The 17,297-nt window shown below is 62.5% G+C and carries 19 protein-coding genes; 17 read left to right on the forward strand and 2 right to left on the reverse strand.

The window, feature by feature from the left end:
• Positions 1–6: 6 nt before the first annotated feature.
• The 9 genes from FE240_RS08635 to ttcA all read left to right on the forward strand — a co-directional run bounded on the left by FE240_RS08635 (position 7) and on the right by ttcA (position 7,842).
• Positions 7–189 carry a cbb3-type cytochrome oxidase subunit 3 gene (locus tag FE240_RS08635; RefSeq protein ID WP_193004176.1) on the forward strand — a complete coding sequence of 61 codons (183 nt, stop codon included), beginning with the start codon at positions 7–9 and terminating at the stop codon, positions 187–189.
• The gene (gene ccoP, locus FE240_RS08640) at positions 186–1,157 is read left to right on the forward strand and encodes a cytochrome-c oxidase, cbb3-type subunit III (RefSeq protein WP_193004177.1); all 972 of its coding nucleotides are present in this window, start codon (positions 186–188) and stop codon (positions 1,155–1,157) included. Before FE240_RS08635 ends, ccoP begins: the two co-directional genes overlap by 4 nt.
• A gap of 123 nt (positions 1,158–1,280) precedes the next feature.
• Positions 1,281–1,769 (forward strand): FixH family protein, encoded by a 489-nt coding sequence (locus tag FE240_RS08645; RefSeq protein WP_193004178.1) that lies wholly within the window; start codon positions 1,281–1,283, stop codon positions 1,767–1,769.
• Between the two features lies 1 nt (position 1,770).
• Complete coding sequence (locus FE240_RS08650; protein ID WP_193004179.1) at positions 1,771–4,137, forward strand: heavy metal translocating P-type ATPase; 2,367 nt, start codon at positions 1,771–1,773, stop codon at positions 4,135–4,137.
• Positions 4,134–4,316, forward strand: a complete 183-nt coding sequence (gene ccoS, locus FE240_RS08655) for a cbb3-type cytochrome oxidase assembly protein CcoS (protein WP_193004180.1) — start codon at positions 4,134–4,136, stop codon at positions 4,314–4,316. Before FE240_RS08650 ends, ccoS begins: the two co-directional genes overlap by 4 nt.
• Positions 4,297–4,986 carry a sulfite exporter TauE/SafE family protein gene (locus FE240_RS08660; protein WP_193004181.1) on the forward strand — a complete coding sequence of 230 codons (690 nt, stop codon included), beginning with the start codon at positions 4,297–4,299 and terminating at the stop codon, positions 4,984–4,986. The genes ccoS and FE240_RS08660 overlap by 20 nt, the downstream gene beginning before the upstream one ends.
• 67 nt (positions 4,987–5,053) lie before the next feature.
• Complete coding sequence (locus tag FE240_RS08665; RefSeq protein WP_042045223.1) at positions 5,054–5,809, forward strand: FNR family transcription factor; 756 nt, start codon at positions 5,054–5,056, stop codon at positions 5,807–5,809.
• A gap of 117 nt (positions 5,810–5,926) precedes the next feature.
• Entirely contained in the window at positions 5,927–6,871 is a 945-nt protein-coding gene (gene uspE, locus FE240_RS08670) for a universal stress protein UspE (RefSeq protein ID WP_193004182.1), read from the forward strand.
• Between the two features lie 62 nt (positions 6,872–6,933).
• Positions 6,934–7,842, forward strand: a complete 909-nt coding sequence (ttcA, locus tag FE240_RS08675; protein WP_042045225.1) for a tRNA 2-thiocytidine(32) synthetase TtcA — start codon at positions 6,934–6,936, stop codon at positions 7,840–7,842.
• Positions 7,843–7,928: 86 nt separating this feature from the next.
• On the opposite strand, the gene FE240_RS08680 is transcribed toward ttcA, so the two are convergent.
• Positions 7,929–8,576, reverse strand: a complete 648-nt coding sequence (locus FE240_RS08680) for a DUF2987 domain-containing protein (protein WP_193004183.1) — start codon at positions 8,574–8,576, stop codon at positions 7,929–7,931.
• Positions 8,577–8,584: 8 nt separating this feature from the next.
• Entirely contained in the window at positions 8,585–9,328 is a 744-nt protein-coding gene (locus tag FE240_RS08685; RefSeq protein ID WP_193004502.1) for a DUF2189 domain-containing protein, read from the reverse strand.
• 209 nt (positions 9,329–9,537) lie between these two features.
• On the opposite strand from FE240_RS08685, the gene potA reads away from it, so the two are divergent.
• From potA to rbsC, 8 genes are all read left to right on the forward strand, one after another.
• Positions 9,538–10,644, forward strand: a complete 1,107-nt coding sequence (gene potA / locus FE240_RS08690) for a spermidine/putrescine ABC transporter ATP-binding protein PotA (RefSeq protein WP_193004184.1) — start codon at positions 9,538–9,540, stop codon at positions 10,642–10,644.
• Entirely contained in the window at positions 10,631–11,539 is a 909-nt protein-coding gene (gene potB / locus FE240_RS08695) for a spermidine/putrescine ABC transporter permease PotB (RefSeq protein WP_193004185.1), read from the forward strand. The genes potA and potB overlap by 14 nt, the downstream gene beginning before the upstream one ends.
• Positions 11,536–12,300: a spermidine/putrescine ABC transporter permease PotC gene (gene potC / locus FE240_RS08700; RefSeq protein ID WP_042045228.1), complete on the forward strand. Its 765-nt coding sequence runs from the start codon at positions 11,536–11,538 to the stop codon at positions 12,298–12,300. Before potB ends, potC begins: the two co-directional genes overlap by 4 nt.
• Before the next feature lie 71 nt (positions 12,301–12,371).
• Positions 12,372–13,445 (forward strand): extracellular solute-binding protein, encoded by a 1,074-nt coding sequence (locus tag FE240_RS08705; RefSeq protein WP_193004186.1) that lies wholly within the window; start codon positions 12,372–12,374, stop codon positions 13,443–13,445.
• Between the two features lie 110 nt (positions 13,446–13,555).
• Complete coding sequence (locus FE240_RS08710) at positions 13,556–14,173, forward strand: glutathione S-transferase family protein (protein WP_193004187.1); 618 nt, start codon at positions 13,556–13,558, stop codon at positions 14,171–14,173.
• Positions 14,174–14,378: 205 nt separating this feature from the next.
• Positions 14,379–14,798 carry a D-ribose pyranase gene (gene rbsD / locus FE240_RS08715; protein ID WP_042045233.1) on the forward strand — a complete coding sequence of 140 codons (420 nt, stop codon included), beginning with the start codon at positions 14,379–14,381 and terminating at the stop codon, positions 14,796–14,798.
• A gap of 11 nt (positions 14,799–14,809) precedes the next feature.
• On the forward strand, positions 14,810–16,324 hold the full coding sequence (gene rbsA / locus FE240_RS08720; protein WP_193004188.1) for a ribose ABC transporter ATP-binding protein RbsA: 1,515 nt from the start codon (positions 14,810–14,812) through the stop codon (positions 16,322–16,324).
• Complete coding sequence (rbsC, locus tag FE240_RS08725) at positions 16,321–17,286, forward strand: ribose ABC transporter permease (protein WP_193004189.1); 966 nt, start codon at positions 16,321–16,323, stop codon at positions 17,284–17,286. Before rbsA ends, rbsC begins: the two co-directional genes overlap by 4 nt.
• The last annotated feature ends 11 nt before the right edge of the window (positions 17,287–17,297 follow it).

The following is a 17,297-nucleotide window of genomic DNA, read 5'->3' on the forward strand; positions in this document are numbered from 1 at the left end:
AGGGATATGGATTACGGCACTTTCCGCGGCCTCTACACCCTGCTGCTGATCATCCTCATGGTCGGCATCATCCTCTGGGCTTTCAGCAAACGCCGCAAGGCGAGCTTCGATGAGGCCGCCAACCTGATCTTCGCCGACGAAGAGCCGACCCGCGATGGGAATAAGAACGCAGGAGCGAAACAAGAATGAGCACTCTGTTGAGTATTTTTGTCACCGTGATCACCCTCGGTACCATACTGGGCTGCTTCGCCCTGCTGTGGTGGTGCCTCAAGGATAAGATGGGGGTCGAAGAGGGTAAGCCGATGGGCCACACCTTCGACGGCATCGCCGAGATCAACAATCCGCTGCCGAAGTGGTGGAGCTATCTGTTCATCATTCTCATCGTGGTCAGCCTCATTTATCTCATCGCCTACCCCGGCCTTGGCAACTTCAAGGGGCTGCTCGGTTGGCAGAGCTCCAACCAAGACGTGCGCTCCTTAAGCGACTCCAAGGCGGCCACCGCCGCCGCCCGCGAGCAGGGGCTGGCAGTGCAGTATGATCGCGAGCAGGCCAAGGCCGACGCCCTCTACGGCGCCAAGTTCCGCGAGCTGACCTACGAGGCTGACGGCAAGACCTACAAGGCCATCGAGCAGATAGCCAACGATCCGAACGCCCTTAAGGTGGGTCAGCGCCTGTTCCTGCAAAACTGCGCCCAGTGCCACGGCTCCGATGCCCGTGGCGGCAAGGGCTTCCCCAACCTGACCGATGGCGAGTGGCTGTGGGGCGGCCAGCCTGAGCAGATCAAGACCACCATCATGAACGGCCGTCAGGGGATCATGGCCCCTTGGGGCGACGTGCTCGGCAAAGACGGGGTGAAGGAGGCGGCGGCCTATGTGCTGAGCCTCTCTGGCCGCACCGTCAACCCCATCCAGGCCAAGAAGGGCGAGGCGCGTTTTGCCACCATCTGCGCTGCCTGCCACGGCCCGGATGGCAAGGGCAACCCGATGCTGGGGGCCCCGGATCTGACCAACAATAGCTGGCTCTATGGCAGCTCGCGGCAAACGGTTGAGGAGACCATCACCTATGGTCGCCACGGCGTGATGCCGGCCTGGCATGAGGTGCTGGGAGAAGACAAGGTGCACCTGCTCGCCTCTTACGTCTACAGCCTCTCCCACTAGCATAAAAGCGTGACTCTGCCGCGACTTATCGGCAAAAGGCCTCGACTCGTCGGGGCTTTTTGTTATCTTGGGGAGGCCAATTTTAACCGGCGCGGTTAATCATTCGTTTCACGGTAGTTGCTCATGCCCCAACCCTGGTATCGCCAATTCTGGCCCTGGTTTCTCATCTTCCTGCCCCTGTGCGCCGTGGTGGCCAGCATCTACACCGCCATCATCGCCGGTCGCGACGGGGTCAACCTGGTGGCCGAGGACTATTACAAGCAGGGCAAGGAGATCAATCAGGATCTCAGCAAGTTTGACAGGGCCGAGGCGCTCGGCATCACCATGGTGCTGGCCGTCAACGGCCGCGAGATCACCCTGCGCAAGCTGACGGGCGCCATCCCCCCCCATCAGGCCCTGCGTCTCTCTCTTTTTCACCCCACCCTGCCGGGACGCGATAGCACCTATCTGCTGACGGCCGACGGCAGCGGCACCTATCGCCTGAATCTGGACGCCCCCCTGAGCGGCAAGTGGCAGGTGCGCATCGACGCCTTCGACAGCGAGTGGCGCTTGCAGGAGACAGTCCACCTACCCCTGGCGAACGGCCACATTTTCGACCCCAAGGGGCGCTGAGATGAGCGCCTGCTTCCACTGCGGTGAACCGGTCACCGCCCCCGGCTATGACCTTGAGATAAAGGGCGTGGTGCAACCTTTCTGCTGCCCCGGCTGCAAGGCGGTGGCCGACACCATCCTCGGCTGCGGGCTGGCCAGCTATTACGAGCACCGCAGCGCTCCCGGCGCCAAAGGGGATCTGCTCCCGGCCGATCTGGCCGCCCTCGCCCACTACGATCTGGCCGAGGTGCAGCAGGATTTTGTCAGCGAGCATGGCCGCGAGCGCGACATTCAGCTCACCGTCGAGGGGATCACCTGCGCCGCCTGCGCCTGGCTCATCGAGCGCCATCTGTTCACCCTGCCGGGGCTGCGCTATGTCAACGTCAATACCACCACCCACCGCGCTCGGGTGCGCTGGGATCCCGAGCAACTCCCGTTAAGCGAGATCCTCAAGGGGTTTGCCGCCGTCGGCTATCGCGCCTACCCCTTCCAGACCCACAGGCAGGAGGAGCGCTACGCCCACGAGGTCAAGGGCTACCTCTACCGCATGGGGCTGGCGGGGCTCGGCTCGATGCAGGTGATGATGTGCTCCATCGCCCTCTACATGGATCTCTTCGTCAGCGTGGAGGAGGAGTTTCTCATCTACTTCAAGTGGATAAGCCTGCTGCTGTCGACCCCCATCATGCTCTACTCGGCCCAACCCTTTTACGTGGGGGCCTGGCGCAGCCTGAAACAGGGGCACCTCTCCATGGATGTCTCGGTATCGCTGGCCCTCATCGGCGCCTTTCTCGCCTCCATGTGGGCCACCGTGTTCAACACCGGCGAGGTCTACTACGACTCCATCACCATGTTCGTCTTCTTCCTGCTGCTTGGCCGCCTGCTTGAACTGCGGGCACGTCGTAAGGCCTCGGAGTCGAGCTCCAACTTGGCACGCATGGTGCCGGTGATGGCCACACGGGTGAGCGGCAACGAAGAGCAATTGGTCGCGGCCAAGACCCTGGCCGTCGGAGACACCATCCGGGTGCTGGCTGGCGCCACCGTGCCAGCCGACGGCCTCATCCTCGAGGGGACAGCTAGCCTAGATGAATCAATGCTGACCGGCGAGTCACTGCCGGTGGCTCGCCGCCCCGGTGAGCCGGTCTATGCCGGCACCCTCTGTAGCGACAGTCCGCTGCTGGTACAGGTCTCCCGCCCCATCTCGGCCTCGCGTATCGCCCAAATCCTGCGCCAGCAAGAAGCCGCCCTGGAGGAGAAACCGCAATTGGCGGTGATGGCCGACCGCCTCTCGCGCTACTTCATCTTGGCGCTACTGCTCATCGCTGCCGCCGTCTGGGCCTTCTGGCATGTCCACGCGCCCGAGAAGGCCTTCTGGATCACCCTGGCCGTACTGGTGGCCACCTGCCCTTGCGCCCTTTCACTCGCCACCCCCACCGCCTTGACCTCGGCCACCGCCCGCCTCACCCGCGCCGGCATACTGCTGCGCCGCGCTCAGGTATTAGAGGTGCTGACCCAGGCCACCCGGGTGGTGCTGGACAAGACCGGAACCCTGACAAGCGGCACCATCCGCCTGAGCCGGGTGCAGGCGATGCAGCCCGAGGCAGCCGAGCGGCTGCTGCGGATTGCCGCCAGCCTGGAGGCGCGCTCTGAACACCCTATCGCGCGCGCCTTTCGCCGCCATGAGGCGCCGCTCCCGGTGGCCGACTATCACCTCACTCCGGGCCATGGCGTAGCCGGCACCATCGCCGGCAAGCGCTATCGTCTCGGCAGCGCCAACTGGCTCAAGGCCCCCACCGCCTTCGAGCGCGGCCTGTGTATCTGGCTGGAAGAGGAGGGGCTGCTGGTGGCCCGCTTCGAGCTGGACGATGCCCTGCGCCCCGATGCCCCCGGCCTCATTCAGGCGCTGCATCGGGAGGGGCTCGCCATCACCATGCTCACCGGCGATGGCTCGGCACAAGCCGACAGGGTGGCCAGCGAACTGGGGATCGATGCACTGATCAAGGGGGCCACCCCCGATGACAAGCTCGCCTACCTCAAGGGGCGCGAAGCCAAGGGAGATATCTGCATCATGGTGGGTGACGGCATCAACGACGCCCCTGTGCTCGCTGGCGCTCACGCCTCGTTCGCCATGGCCGGCGGCACCGATCTGGCCAAAAACAGTGCCGATGCCATCTTGCTTGGCGACGATCTGACCAAGCTGCTGGAGGCGCGCCACCTCGCCCGCCACACCCGGCGCATCATCCGTCAGAACTTCGCCTGGGCCCTCGGCTACAACTTGCTGGTGCTGCCGCTGGCCGCCAGTGGCTGGCTACCTCCCTACCTGGCGGCGGCCGGCATGTCGCTTAGCTCCTTGGTGGTGGTCGGCAACTCCATGAGGCTCGGCAAGCTATGAACATCATCTTCGTGCTCATCCCCATCGCCATCTTGTTCGTCATCATCGCGGCGGTACTGTTCTTCTGGGCCATCCGTGCCGAGCAGTTTGAGGATCTCGATCGTCAAGGCTCGAGCATTCTGTTTGACGACGAAGAGCCGTCCACCAAGGAGCCGCAGGATGACCGGCGCGAACCTTGATCTGCTCGGCGCCCTCTTAATGGGATTGGCCGCCAGCAGCCACTGCTTTGCCATGTGCGGCGGCGTGTCGGCGGCGCTCTCCATGGCCATTCCGGCCCACCATCAGCGCTTCACACCGCGTCTGGCCTACCTGCTTTGCTACAACGCAGGGCGCATCGCCAGCTATGTGCTGGCCGGGGCGCTTGCGGGCGGGCTGCTGGCTTCGCTGGCCGAACTTGGCCAGAGCCGTCACGCCCTGGTCGGCCTGCAACTGGTGGCCGCACTGATGATGATGGCGGTAGGGCTCTACCTGGCTGGCTGGTGGCAGGGGGTATTGGCTATCGAACGGCTCGGGGCCCGCCTGTGGCCGCTGATCCGCCCTCTGGCCAACCGCTGCCTGCCGCTACGCACCCCGCTGGCAGCCCTCCCTTTTGGCATGGTATGGGGCTGGCTCCCCTGTGGCATGGTCTACTCCATGCTGACTTGGAGCGCCGCTGCCGGCAGCGCCGGTCAGGGGGCCTTGGTGATGCTCAGCTTTGGAATCGGCACGCTGCCGACCCTGTTTGCCTTGGGAGGATTAGCCGATCGGCTGCGCTACTGGCTCGCCCTGCGCAGCCTGCGCCTGGGCAGTGCCATCTTGCTGATCCTGTTCGGCCTGCATGCCCTCTGGGTGGGAATTAGACTCCTTTAGGACTCTATCCAACTGTGGGTGGTTAATGGTAGACTCTTTGACATAAATCAATTCTTTCGAAGCGCCTATGATACCGGAAAAGAAAGCTGGCAGACGCGTGCAGAGCGGCGGTTGTGCCATCCACTGCCAGGATTGCAGCATCAGCCAACTCTGTATCCCCTTCACGCTCAACGACAATGAGCTGGATATGCTCGATAGCATCATCGAGCGTAAAAAGCCGATCCAGAAGGGCGAAGAGCTGTTCAAGGCAGGTGATGAGCTCAAGTCGCTCTACGCCATCCGCTCCGGTACCATCAAGTCTTACACCATCACCGAGCAGGGGGATGAGCAGATCACCGCCTTCCATCTGGCCGGTGATCTGGTGGGTTTTGATGCGATTCATAAGCAGGCCCACCCCTCTTTCGCGCAAGCCTTAGAAACCGCGATGGTGTGCGAGATCCCATTCGATGTCCTCGATGACCTTTCAGGCAAGATGCCCAAGCTGCGTCAGCAGATCATGCGCCTGATGAGCAATGAGATCATGGGCGATCAGGAGATGATCCTGCTGCTCTCCAAGAAAAACGCGGAGGAGCGTCTCGCCGCCTTCCTCTACAACCTGTCGATGCGTTTTTCCGAGCGGGGTTTCTCCGCCCGTGAGTTCCGCCTTTCCATGACCCGTGGCGACATTGGCAACTATCTTGGCCTCACGGTGGAAACCATCAGCCGCCTGCTCGGCCGTTTCCAGAAGACCGGTCTCATCAGCGTCAAGGGCAAATACATCACCGTCCTCGATCCACAAGCGCTGGCCAACATGGCTGGCAGCACCCCGACCGACTGCAATTGATCTCCCCCGCCGGATCACCACAAAGTGATCCGGCCCACGCCCCTTCTCTCCTATCTGATCTACCCTTGTAAATAGCCGAACTACCGTCTACCGAGGCTGTGCTGCAAGGGAGGATATATGGTCAAATACCGCAAAATTCTGGTTGTCGCCAACCCGGAAGAGGAGCTGCAGGTTGCCCTTAGCCGCGCCGTCAAGGTGGCTGAGCTAGAGCAAGATGCCGAGTTGACCCTGCTGCTCCCCATCTACGACTTCTCCTATGAAATGACCTCCATGCTCTCGGCCGAGGAGCGCCGTGAGATGCAAGATGGTGTCATCGCCCAGCGTCGCGAGTGGCTCGAACAACTGCTTGCCCCCTACCAGGCGCAAGGGCTCAAGGTCGCCAGCAAAGTGGTGTGGCACAGTCGTCCGTTCGAGTGCATCCTGCAAGAGGTGCTGACCGAGGGGTATGATCTGGTGGTCAAGGCCACCCACCATCACAGCTTTCTGCAAACCTTCATCTTTACCCCGACCGACTGGCACCTGCTGCGCAAATGCCCCTGCCCCATCTTGCTGGTCAAGGAGGGGCAATGGGTTCGTGGCGGCCATATTATCGCGGCCATCAACTGCACCAGTGAGGACACCGAACAGCAAAAGCTCAACGAGCGCATCACGGCCGAGGGGCTCGAGGTGGCCGAGTTGCTGGGAGCCAGCCTCTATCTGGTCAACACCTACCCGGGTACCCCGGTCAATGTCGCCATCGAACTTCCCGAGTTTGATCCCCGTGCTTACAGCGAGGCCATCCGTACCCATCATGAGCAGCTGATGCATCAGCATGCCGCGCACTTCGGTATTGGCGAGGCATGGACCCGAGTCCGCGAGGGATTACCAGAGGAGGTGCTGCCCGAGTTGGCCAGGGAGCTCAATGCCAACCTGATGATCATGGGCTGCGTTGGTCGCACCGGGCTCTCGGCGGCCCTGCTTGGCAATACCGCCGAGCAGGTGGTGGATCAGCTCCACTGCGACATGCTGATCTTAAAGCCTGACGACTACGTCTGCCCCGTCGCAACCCGCCGCAAGGGTTGACTTGCCCTGACCCGGGACACGGCTATAATACCCGCCTGTTTTTGTCCCGGGTTTTTGACGCCATGCAAGACGCGCTCACCGCCAAAGAGAAATACAACTTCAACAAGCTGCAAAAACGCCTGCGCCGTAACGTAGGCCAGGCCATTGCCGACTTCAACATGATTGAGGAAGGCGATCGGATCATGGTGTGCCTCTCCGGTGGCAAGGACAGCTTCGGCATGCTCGACATCCTGATGAACCTACAGCAGAGCGCGCCGGTGCATTTCGAGCTGGTCGCCGTGAACCTAGATCAGAAGCAGCCCGGCTTTCCCGAGCACATTCTGCCCGAATACCTTGCCGGCCTCGGCGTCGAGTACAAGATTGTCGAGGAGGATACCTACTCCATCGTCAAGGAGAAGATCCCCGAGGGCAAGACCACCTGCTCGCTCTGCTCACGTCTGCGCCGCGGTATTCTCTATCGCACCGCCCAGGAGCTGGGCTGCACCAAGATTGCACTGGGCCACCACCGCGACGATATCCTCGAGACCCTGTTCCTCAACATGTTCTATGGCGGCAAACTGAAATCCATGCCGCCCAAGCTGGTGAGCGACGATGGCAAGAACGTGGTGATCCGCCCGCTGGCTTACTGCAAAGAGAAGGATCTGGTGCGCTATGCCGACGCCAAGGCCTTCCCCATCATCCCCTGCAACCTGTGTGGCTCGCAGGAGAACCTGCAACGCAAGGCCATCAAGCAGATGATGCAGGAGTGGGATCGCCGCTTCCCCGGTCGCATCGAGACCATGTTCACCGCCATTCAGGACGTGGTGCCGAGCCACCTGCTCGATCACTCGCTGTTTGACTTCAAGAGTATCAACCGCGACTCCGGCATCATCGATGGCGGCGACAAGGCCTTCGATCCCCCCGAGCTGCCGGCCTCCCCCCTGCTCGACATCGACAGCATGGAGCGCCTCGACGTGATTGAGGTGCGCTAACCCTAGCCACCCGAGATGCAGAGAGTAAAAAGGAGCCTTGATGGCTCCTTTTTACGTACTGTATTCATGCACCGCACCTTGACCGGTTATCGCGCCGGCAGCCAGGGGGTCAGGCGCAGCACCGGCGAGTCCAGTTGCAACGTGCCGGCAGAGAAGGCCGCCAGCGAGTCCTTATCGAGGGTCAGCTGATGCGCTTTCCAGGCCAGCGTTTGTCTGCGCCCCTGCACCTGCAACGCGCCCTCGCCGCGCTCGGCCAGCATCTCAAGGCGTACCCCCTGCATCTCGGGCAAAAAGAGCCGCCCGAGCCTGCCCGACATCTGCTCGAGCAGCCGCTGCATGTCACCCTGTGCCTGCTCGAGTGTCGCCACCTGAAGCAGACCGGGTGATAACTCGGCCATCACCTGCACCGAGAGGCTGCACTGGGACTCGTCGCCCAGCTCAAGCACCACCTTCGCCTTGTCAAGGTTCAGCCCCTCGTCATACGGCAAACGCAACTCGGCATCGGCCGTGATGGGGATCGGCACATGGCGATCCAGCGTCTCGACGCTGCCGCCCAGCACGGCGCAGCGCCGTCCATTTTGCTGATCGGTCAGATAAAACCCGAGCCTGGCCAACCCAAACTCCCCCTTGGCCGCCCGCTGCATCGGGCCGTAGAAGTCGGCATAGTTTATCTCGAGCGGCCAAGCCGATGCGCCGCCGGCCAGCAGCAGCGCCCCCATCCATGCTGACTTCATCTGCCCTCCTAGGCGTTGAAGTGATCCGGCTCCGTCGGCGCCTCCGACACCTCCACGGCGATGCCGCACAGATCCCGGTAGAGAATGCCTTTGATGTTGTAATAAAGGGGGGCAACCAGAAGCAGGCCAAGCCCCATGGGGATGACCGCCAGCATGAAGAGCGCCAGCATCACCATGTGCAGCACGATGAGCGAAGTCCAGCCGTGCAGGAACAGACGAACCGAGGTGACGATCGCCTGCCAGGGGGTCATGCCCCGCTCCAGCAGCAGCGGCACGCTAAAGAGCAGCGCCATGTTGAGCAAGGCGGTGGGCAGCAACACCAGTGGCATGGGAGCGCCCAGCATGGAGAGCAGGGTCCCCGCCAGCGACCCCATCAGGGTCGTGAGCAAGGAGAGGGTGCCAAGGCGGATGAAGTGGCGAAAGAAGTCGAACACCTGGGCGGCGCGGGCCCGGACTCCGATGGCCTGCTGCACCCCGAGCATATCGAGGGCGGCGGTCATGGGGGCCATGATGACGGTGATGAGCAGACTTAAGGTGAGCGACAAATCCATGCTCTCCTCCCCCTCTGTGGTGATGGAGTGGCCCAGCACCCATTGGGTCAGCAGCAACCAGATGGCCACCACGCCGACGATGGCCAACAGCAACCCGAAACCATTGCGACGAGTCTGGGTCCACCCTTCCGTCAGCAGGCCGCGAAGATCGATACGATAGCCCTGGGTCAGGGAGTGTTGCAGATCTCCCCCGATACGAATTCTGTTGCTCACGTTTGTGCTGACTCTCGATATGCGTGAAAAATAGCGCTGCATTATATCTCGAATCATGCGTGGATCAGCTTTTTTGCCATCATCTCCTGGCAGGATCGTCTCATGAAGGGTGAAAAGGCTTTGAATTCAAAGGGGGCAGCCCTAAAATACTGCCCTCTTTTTTCATGATGGCCAGCGGGTGGGGTAATACTGCGTCGATGACAAACAACACCAGGACTATCGTTTCGCTGACGGGGATCAGCAAGGGGTATGACGGAAAACAGGTCATACAGGGCTTGGATCTGGAGATCATGGACGGCGAGTTTCTCACGCTGCTCGGCCCCTCCGGATGCGGAAAAACGACAGTGCTCAGGATGATCGCCGGTCTCGAATCGGTCGATGAAGGGCGCATCCTGCTGGGTGATGATGACATCACGGAGATCCCGGCCGAGCATAGGCACATCAATACCGTCTTTCAGAGCTATGCGCTCTTCCCGCACATGACGGTGTTCGACAACGTCGCCTTCGGCCTGCAAATGCAGGGCATCGACAAGGGCGAGATCGAGAGCCGGGTGCGCGAAGCACTGGCCATGGTGCAACTCGAGTCATTGGCCGATCGCAAACCGGATCAGCTCTCCGGTGGTCAGCAACAGCGTGTGGCCATTGCCCGCGCCGTGGTCAATCGGCCGCGGGTGCTGCTGCTCGACGAGTCGCTCTCGGCGCTCGACTACAAGCTGCGCAAACAGATGCAAAGTGAGCTCAAGGCCCTGCAACGGCGCCTTGGCATCACCTTTATCTTCGTCACCCATGATCAGGAAGAGGCGCTCTCCATGTCGGATCGCATCGTGGTGATGGAGGGAGGACGCATAGTGCAAACCGGCACGCCGCGCGACATCTACGAAACCCCGGCCACCCTGTTTGTGGCGCGCTTCATCGGTGAGATCAACGTGATGGAGGGGGCACTGATCAGCCACCTCGGCGGCGATGTCTGGCAGGCCCGGGTCGAGGGGCGTGAATGCCGCATCCATACCCCCCTGCCCTTCCAGGCCGGCGAGCCGGTGCTGGTGCTGCTGCGCCCCGAGGATCTGCGCATGGAGATCGCCGCGGCCGAGCCGGCTGCCGATAGCCTGCCGGGCCGCATTTTGGATCGTAACTACAAGGGCGCCACCCTGGATTCACAGGTCGAGCTCGAGTCGGGCAAACGCATTCTGGTCTCGGAGTTCTTCGACGAGGACGACCCCGATTTTGACTACCGCATCGGTCAGACGGTGGCCGTCCACTGGGTCGACAGTTGGGAGGTGGTATTACCCCATGAAGAGCAGTGATCGCATCAAGGAGGCCCCTCTGCGCCCTCCCTCAAACGGCTTTGCCCACAACGGCTTTCGCAATCTGGCCATCGCCCTCATTGTCGGCTGGCTCACCCTGTTTGTGCTGTTTCCCAACCTGATGATCCTGGCGGTCAGCCTGCTGACCCGGGATGAAAGCCAGATGATTGCCCCCCTGTTTACCCTCGGCAACTACCTGCGCCTGCTCGACCCCCTCTACTGGGATGTGATCCTCCATTCACTCTGGCTGGCGCTGCTGGCGACCCTCATCTGTCTGGGGGCCGGTTATCCGTTTGCCTGGCTGGTGGCCCGCCTGCCGGCCCGAGTGCGCCCCCTGCTGCTGTTTCTGATGGTGGTGCCGTTTTGGACTAACTCCCTCATCCGCACCTACGCCCTCAAGGTGCTGATGGGTACCCGTGGCCTTGTCAACAGCCTGCTGCTGGATCTGGGGCTCATCGAGCGCCCTATACAGATGATGTATACCGAGTTTGCCGTCATCATCGGCCTGGTCTATGTGCTGCTGCCCTTCATGATCCTGCCCCTCTACTCGGCGATGGAGAAGCTCGATCTGCGCCTGCTTGAGGCGGCGCAAGATCTCGGTGCCAGCCCCTTGCAGCGCTTTGTCCACGTGGTGCTCCCCCTGACCCTGCCCGGCATCGTCGCCGGCTGCCTGCTGGTATTCCTGCCCGCCATGGGGATGTTCTACGTCTCGGATCTGTTAGGGGGCGCCAAGCACCTGCTCATCGGCAACGTCATCAAGACGGCGTTTCTCAACACCCGTGACTGGCCGTTTGGCGCCGCCACCAGCGTCACGCTCACCGTGCTGATGGGGCTGCTGCTCTGGTGCTACTGGCGCGCCGGCAAGTTGCTGCGCAGGAAGGGGGCTCTGGCATGATGCGTCTGCTCAAGGGGGGCTACCTGGCCCTGATTTACGCCTACCTCTACATCCCCATTGCGGTGCTGATCGCCAACTCCTTCAATGCCTCGAAATACGGCATCGACTGGCGTGGCTTCACTTGGCAGTGGTACGAGAAGCTGCTTGGCAATGCCAGCATGATGCAGGCGGCCCAGCACTCGATGACCATAGCGGCCCTCTCGGCCAGCGCGGCGGTGGCCATCGGCACCCTGGCGGCGGTGGCCCTGTTTCGTTACCGCTTTCGCGGCAAGCCCTATGTGGGCGGCCTGCTGTTTGTGGTGATGATGTCCCCCGACATCGTCATGGCCATCTCCCTGCTCACCCTGTTCGTGCTGCTGGGAGTCAAGCTCGGCTTTGTGACCCTGCTGATCGCCCACATCACCTTCAGCCTGCCGTTCGTGGTGATCACCGTCTATGCGCGGCTGGTGGGGTTTGATGTGAAGATGCTGGAGGCGGCCCGTGATCTCGGTGCAGGAGAGTGGGTGATCTTTCGCCGCATCCTGTTACCCCTGGCCATGCCCGCCATCGCCGCCGGCTGGCTGCTGGCCTTCACCCTGTCACTCGACGATGTGGTGATCAGCTCGTTTGTCACCGGCCCCAGCTACGAGATCTTGCCGCTCAAGATCTACTCCATGGTCAAGGTCGGGGTCTCACCCGAGGTCAACGCCCTGGCCACCCTGATGCTCGGCTTCTCACTGGCGCTGGTGCTGCTCTCCCAGTGGTTGCTGCGCCGCAAATAACCCCGTCGCCCGGACGGGCGGCTTGTTTGACTGCGGGCCTGCGGGCCCCCAACCCCGAAAGGAGTGTTGCGATGACCCACCGCACTTTCAAAAAGGCGACCCCTCTTGCCCTCGGCGCCGCCCTTCTCCTCGGCGCCCTGGCCCCTGCGCCAGCAGCATTGGCCGATGACAAGGTAGTCTACTTCTACAACTGGTCCGAATACGTGCCCGATGGCCTGCTCGAGCAGTTTCAGAAAGAGACTGGGATCAAGGTGATCTACTCCACCTATGAATCCAACGAGACCCTCTACGCCAAGCTCAAGACCCATCCCGATGGTTACGACGTGGTGGTGCCGAGCACCTACTTCGTGGCCAAGATGGCCAAAGAGCAGATGCTGCAACCCCTCGACCGGGCCCTGCTACCTAACTTCAAGCACCTCGATCCGAGCCTGCTCAACCACGAGTACGATCCGGGCAACACCTACTCCATCCCCTACATCTGGGGCGCCACCGGCATCGGTCGCAACAGCGACGTAGTGAGCCAGCCGGTGAGCGCATGGAAAGATCTCTGGGCCCCTGAGTGGAAAGAGAGCCTGCTGCTGATGGACGACGCCCGCGAGGTGTTCCACATCGCCCTGGTGCAGCTCGGCCACAGCCCCAACAGCCGAAAGCCTGCCGAGATCAAGGAGGCCTTCGAGTACCTGAAACAGCTGATGCCCAACGTCAAGGCGTTCAACTCCGACAACCCGGCCGATCCCTTTATCGCCGGTGAGGTCAACCTCGGCATGCTGTGGAACGGCTCCGCCTATGGCGCCCAGCAGGAGTACCCCAGCATCACCTTCACCTGGCCCGAGGAGGGCACCATACTGTGGATGGACAACTTGGCCGTCACCGCCAAGGCCAAGCACGTGAAGGAGGCCCATGCCCTCATCAACTTCCTGATGCGCCCGGATGTGGCCGCCCAAGTTGCCGAGGCGATCGGCTATCCGACCCCGGTCAAGGATGCCATCCCCCTGCTCAAGCCCGCGTTTCGCAATAACCCCATGATCTTCCCAAGCGAGGCCATCAAGCAGAAGGGGGAGTTCCAATCTGATGTCGGTGAGGCTTCCGTCCTCTACGAGCAGTACTTCCAGCAGCTCAAGGCCATGGTGGCCAAGGCGGGCTAAGCAGAACAAGGGGCGCCACCATGGCGCCCCTTTTTCATCCTGCCTCATTGCCTGCCATCGCCAGGAGCGTAGGATGGAGTCCCCATAAGGAACGTTGCAAGGAGCCTCCCGTGTCTGATCTCACCCTCTATCTAGCCCCCGGTAGCTGCGCCATGGCCGTGCACATCGCCCTCACCGAGGCCAATGCCGGGCACCGCTATCACCAGCTGGATCTGGCCGCCGGCGAGCAGCGTCGCCCCGAATACCTCGCCATCAACCCCAAGGGAAGGGTGCCCGCCCTGATCACCGAGCAGGGAGTGCTGACCGAGACCCCGGCGCTGCTACTCTATGTGGCGCAACGCTTCCCCGCCGCCAACTTGGCGCCGCTCGACGACCCCTACCTGCTGGCCCGCATGCAGGAGGTGCACTGCTTCCTGGCCAGCACAGTGCATATCGCCTTTGCCCACGGTCGGCGTAGCAGCCGCTGGGCCGATGACGAGCAAGCGATCGCCGCCATGCGCGCCAAGGTGCCCGCCAACATGCGCGACGGTTTTGCCCAGATAGAGCAGTACTACCTCACCGGCCCCTGGGTGCTGGGGGAGCGCTTCAGCCTCGCCGACATCTACCTGTTCGTGGTGGCCGGCTGGCTCAAGAGCATCGACATCGCGCTCGATGAGTTCCCCAAGCTGGCTGAGCACCACCGCCGCATGCTGGCACGCCCCGCCGTGCAACAGGCGCTCGCCCTCTGACTTAGATGGGGCCCCCTGGCCCCTTCTTTTCCCCTTCCCAGCCCCAAGCGACAACACCCTCTCCCTTCCTTTGAGATCCTTTTCACACTCCTGAAATATCGCACTGGCATCCCCATCCCAAGGGGCCTACCCTTCAACGCAACCGGTTACGCAACCGGTTGCGTAACAACTCAGTAGACAAGGCCACAGGGCCAAGAGGTGTAGTATGAAACGAGGCAAGCTGCTCAATGCGCCGCTTAGCGCACTGGTCGCCCGGGTCGGTCATACCGACGAGATCGTGGTCTGCGATGCGGGGCTCCCGATCCCCGATGGCCCCGAGCGCATCGATCTGGCGCTGATGCCTGGCACCCCTTCCCTGCTGACCACCCTCGACGCCCTCTTGTGCGAACTCACCGTCGAGAAGGCGATCCTCGCCAGCGAGATCAAGAGCGTGAGCCCGCGCTGTCACCAGCTCATCCTCGAGCGCCTCGAGCGCCACGGCGCCGAGCAGGGCAAACCCATCGCCATCGAATACCAGCTACACGAGGAGTTCAAAGCCAGAAGCGTGCGCAGCCGCGCCATCGTGCGCAGCGGCGAGACCACCCCTTACGCCAACCTCATCCTCTGCGCCGGCGTCGCCTTCTGACGGGAGCATGCATGAATCCGATGACCACTCCACTGCTTGAGCTGACCGGGATCGTCAAGACCTTCCCCGGCGTGCGCGCCCTCGACGAGGCGGGCCTGCGCGTCTACCCGGGCCGGGTCATGGCCCTGCTCGGCGAAAATGGCGCCGGCAAGTCGACCCTGATGAAGGTGCTGACCGGCATCTACCAGGCTGACAGCGGCACCCTCACCTACCGCGGCCAGCCCATCGCCTTTCGCGGCCCGCGTGAATCCCAGGATCAGGGGATCAGCATCATCCACCAGGAGCTCAACCTGCTGCCCGAGCTCTCGATCGCCGCCAACATCTTCTTGGGGCGCGAGCCGCGCACCCGTTTTGGCAACATCGATCACCGGGCACTGCGTGAGCGCGCCGCCAGCCTGCTTTCGCGCCTTGGCGTGCGCCACGGCCCGGATACCCGGCTTGGGGATCTCTCCATCGGCGAGCAGCAGATGGTGGAGATCGCCAAAGCCCTCTCCTTTGATGCCAGCGTCATCATCATGGACGAGCCGACCGATGCCCTGACCGACACCGAGACCGAGCAGCTATTCAAGGTCATTCGCGAGCTGCGCGCCCAGGGCTGCGGCATCGTCTACATCTCGCACCGGCTCAAGGAGATCTTCCAGATCTGCGGCGACGTCACCGTGCTGCGCGACGGCAAGTGGATTGGCGAGTGCCCGGTGAGCGACCTCGACGAGGATCGCCTGATTGAGATGATGGTAGGGCGCCGTCTCGACGAGCAGTACCCACGTCTAGCCCGCGCCCCCGGTGCGGTGAGCCTCCAGGTGGAGCAGCTTTGTGGCCCCGGCGTGCACGGCGTGAGTTTCACCCTGCACGAGGGGGAGATCCTCGGCTTTAGCGGCCTGATGGGCTCCGGGCGCACCGAGCTGATGAAGCTCATCTATGGTGCGGCGCGCCCCAGCGCCGGCAGCATGACCCTCGGCGGCCAGCCGCTGGTGACCCGCTCCCCGGCCGATGGCCTGGCAGCCGGCATCGCCTATATCTCGGAGGATCGCAAAGGCGATGGCCTGGTGCTGCCCATGTCGGTACGCGAGAACATGACCCTGTGCGCCCTTGGCGAGTTCGTGCGTGGCCTTCACATCGACGGCAACGCCGAGCGCCAGGCGGTCAACGACTACATCCGCCTGTTTAACATCAAAACGCCAGGCGCCGAGCAGCCGATCCGCCTGCTCTCGGGGGGCAACCAGCAGAAAGTGGCCATCGCCAAGGGGCTGCTCACCCGCCCGCGGGTGTTGATCCTGGACGAGCCGACCCGCGGCGTCGACGTGGGGGCTAAGAAGGAGATCTACCAGCTCATCAACGAGTTCAAGAAGGAGGGGATGAGCGTCATCATCGTCTCCTCCGAGATGCCGGAAGTGCTCGGCATGAGTGACCGCATCCTGGTGATGCACGAAGGGCGCGTCAGCGCCGAGATGAATCGACAAGAGGCCAATCAGGAGCGCCTGATGGCTGCCGCAGTAGGAAAACAATGGCAAGAGGTGCCGGCATGACATCCCAAACCGCAGCCCGGACGGGCTTTCTGAGCAAACGCTGGTGGATTGACAACAAATCCTTGGTCGCCCTGTTGCTGCTGATCGTCGTGGTCTCGCTGCTCAACAACCAGTTCTTCACCTTAGACAACCTGCTCAACATCCTGCGTCAGACCTCGGTCAACGCCATCATCGCCGTCGGCATGACCCTGGTGATCCTCACCGCCGGCATCGATCTGTCGGTCGGCGCCGTGCTGGCCCTGTGCGGTGCCTTCGCCGCCAGCATGATCGGCATGGAGCTGCCCATCTACGTGGCCGTACCCGCCGCCCTGCTGGCCGGCGCCGCCTTGGGGGGCCTCAGCGGTGCCATCATTGCCCTGGGCAAGGTGCAGGCCTTCATCGCCACCTTGGTCACCATGACCGCCCTGCGCGGCGTCACCATGGTCTATACCGAGGGGCGCCCCATCTCCACCGGTTTTAGCGACGGGGCCGATCAGTTCGCTTGGCTCGGCACCGGTTATCTTCTCGGCATTCCGGTGCCCATCTGGCTGATGGCGCTCACCTTCCTGTTTGCCTGGTATCTGCTAAACCACACTCGCCTTGGCCGCTACATCTATGCCCTGGGGGGGAACGAGTCGGCCACCGCCCTCTCGGGCATCAACGTGGCGCGGGTCAAGCTCGCGGTCTACAGCCTGTGCGGCGTCTTCTCCGCCCTGGCGGGGCTGATCGTCACCTCCCGTCTGTCGTCGGCCCAGCCGACCGCCGGCATGGGCTATGAGCTCGACGCCATCGCCGCCGTGGTACTGGGGGGCACCAGCCTGATGGGGGGCAAGGGCCGCATCATGGGGACCCTGATCGGCGCCCTCATCATCGGCTTTCTCAACAACGCCCTGAACCTGCTCGACGTCTCTTCGTATTACCAGATGATTGCCAAGGCCAGCGTGATCCTGCTCGCCGTGATGATCGACAACAAAAGCAAGTGATGACACACACA

The organism is Aeromonas simiae (assembly GCF_014892695.1).
In the GTDB taxonomy this organism is placed as follows: domain Bacteria; phylum Pseudomonadota; class Gammaproteobacteria; order Enterobacterales; family Aeromonadaceae; genus Aeromonas; species Aeromonas simiae.

Excerpts from the sequence above, each read along its gene's own strand:
- ccoP (WP_193004177.1), top strand. The coding sequence starts at position 186 with ATGAGCACTCTGTTGAGTATTTTTGTCACCGTGATCACCCTCGGTACC.
- FE240_RS08660 (WP_193004181.1), top strand. The coding sequence starts at position 4,297 with ATGACCGGCGCGAACCTTGATCTGCTCGGCGCCCTCTTAATGGGATTG.
- potB (WP_193004185.1), top strand. The coding sequence starts at position 10,631 with ATGAAGAGCAGTGATCGCATCAAGGAGGCCCCTCTGCGCCCTCCCTCA.
- FE240_RS08680 (WP_193004183.1), bottom strand. The coding sequence starts at position 8,576 with ATGAAGTCAGCATGGATGGGGGCGCTGCTGCTGGCCGGCGGCGCATCG.
- FE240_RS08650 (WP_193004179.1), top strand. The coding sequence starts at position 1,771 with ATGAGCGCCTGCTTCCACTGCGGTGAACCGGTCACCGCCCCCGGCTAT.
- ttcA (WP_042045225.1), top strand. The coding sequence starts at position 6,934 with ATGCAAGACGCGCTCACCGCCAAAGAGAAATACAACTTCAACAAGCTG.
- ccoS (WP_193004180.1), top strand. The coding sequence starts at position 4,134 with ATGAACATCATCTTCGTGCTCATCCCCATCGCCATCTTGTTCGTCATC.
- FE240_RS08635 (WP_193004176.1), top strand. The coding sequence starts at position 7 with ATGGATTACGGCACTTTCCGCGGCCTCTACACCCTGCTGCTGATCATC.
- potC (WP_042045228.1), top strand. The coding sequence starts at position 11,536 with ATGATGCGTCTGCTCAAGGGGGGCTACCTGGCCCTGATTTACGCCTAC.
- uspE (WP_193004182.1), top strand. The coding sequence starts at position 5,927 with ATGGTCAAATACCGCAAAATTCTGGTTGTCGCCAACCCGGAAGAGGAG.
- rbsC (WP_193004189.1), top strand. The coding sequence starts at position 16,321 with ATGACATCCCAAACCGCAGCCCGGACGGGCTTTCTGAGCAAACGCTGG.
- FE240_RS08705 (WP_193004186.1), top strand. The coding sequence starts at position 12,372 with ATGACCCACCGCACTTTCAAAAAGGCGACCCCTCTTGCCCTCGGCGCC.
- rbsD (WP_042045233.1), top strand. The coding sequence starts at position 14,379 with ATGAAACGAGGCAAGCTGCTCAATGCGCCGCTTAGCGCACTGGTCGCC.
- FE240_RS08645 (WP_193004178.1), top strand. The coding sequence starts at position 1,281 with ATGCCCCAACCCTGGTATCGCCAATTCTGGCCCTGGTTTCTCATCTTC.
- potA (WP_193004184.1), top strand. The coding sequence starts at position 9,538 with ATGACAAACAACACCAGGACTATCGTTTCGCTGACGGGGATCAGCAAG.
- FE240_RS08665 (WP_042045223.1), top strand. The coding sequence starts at position 5,054 with ATGATACCGGAAAAGAAAGCTGGCAGACGCGTGCAGAGCGGCGGTTGT.
- rbsA (WP_193004188.1), top strand. The coding sequence starts at position 14,810 with ATGAATCCGATGACCACTCCACTGCTTGAGCTGACCGGGATCGTCAAG.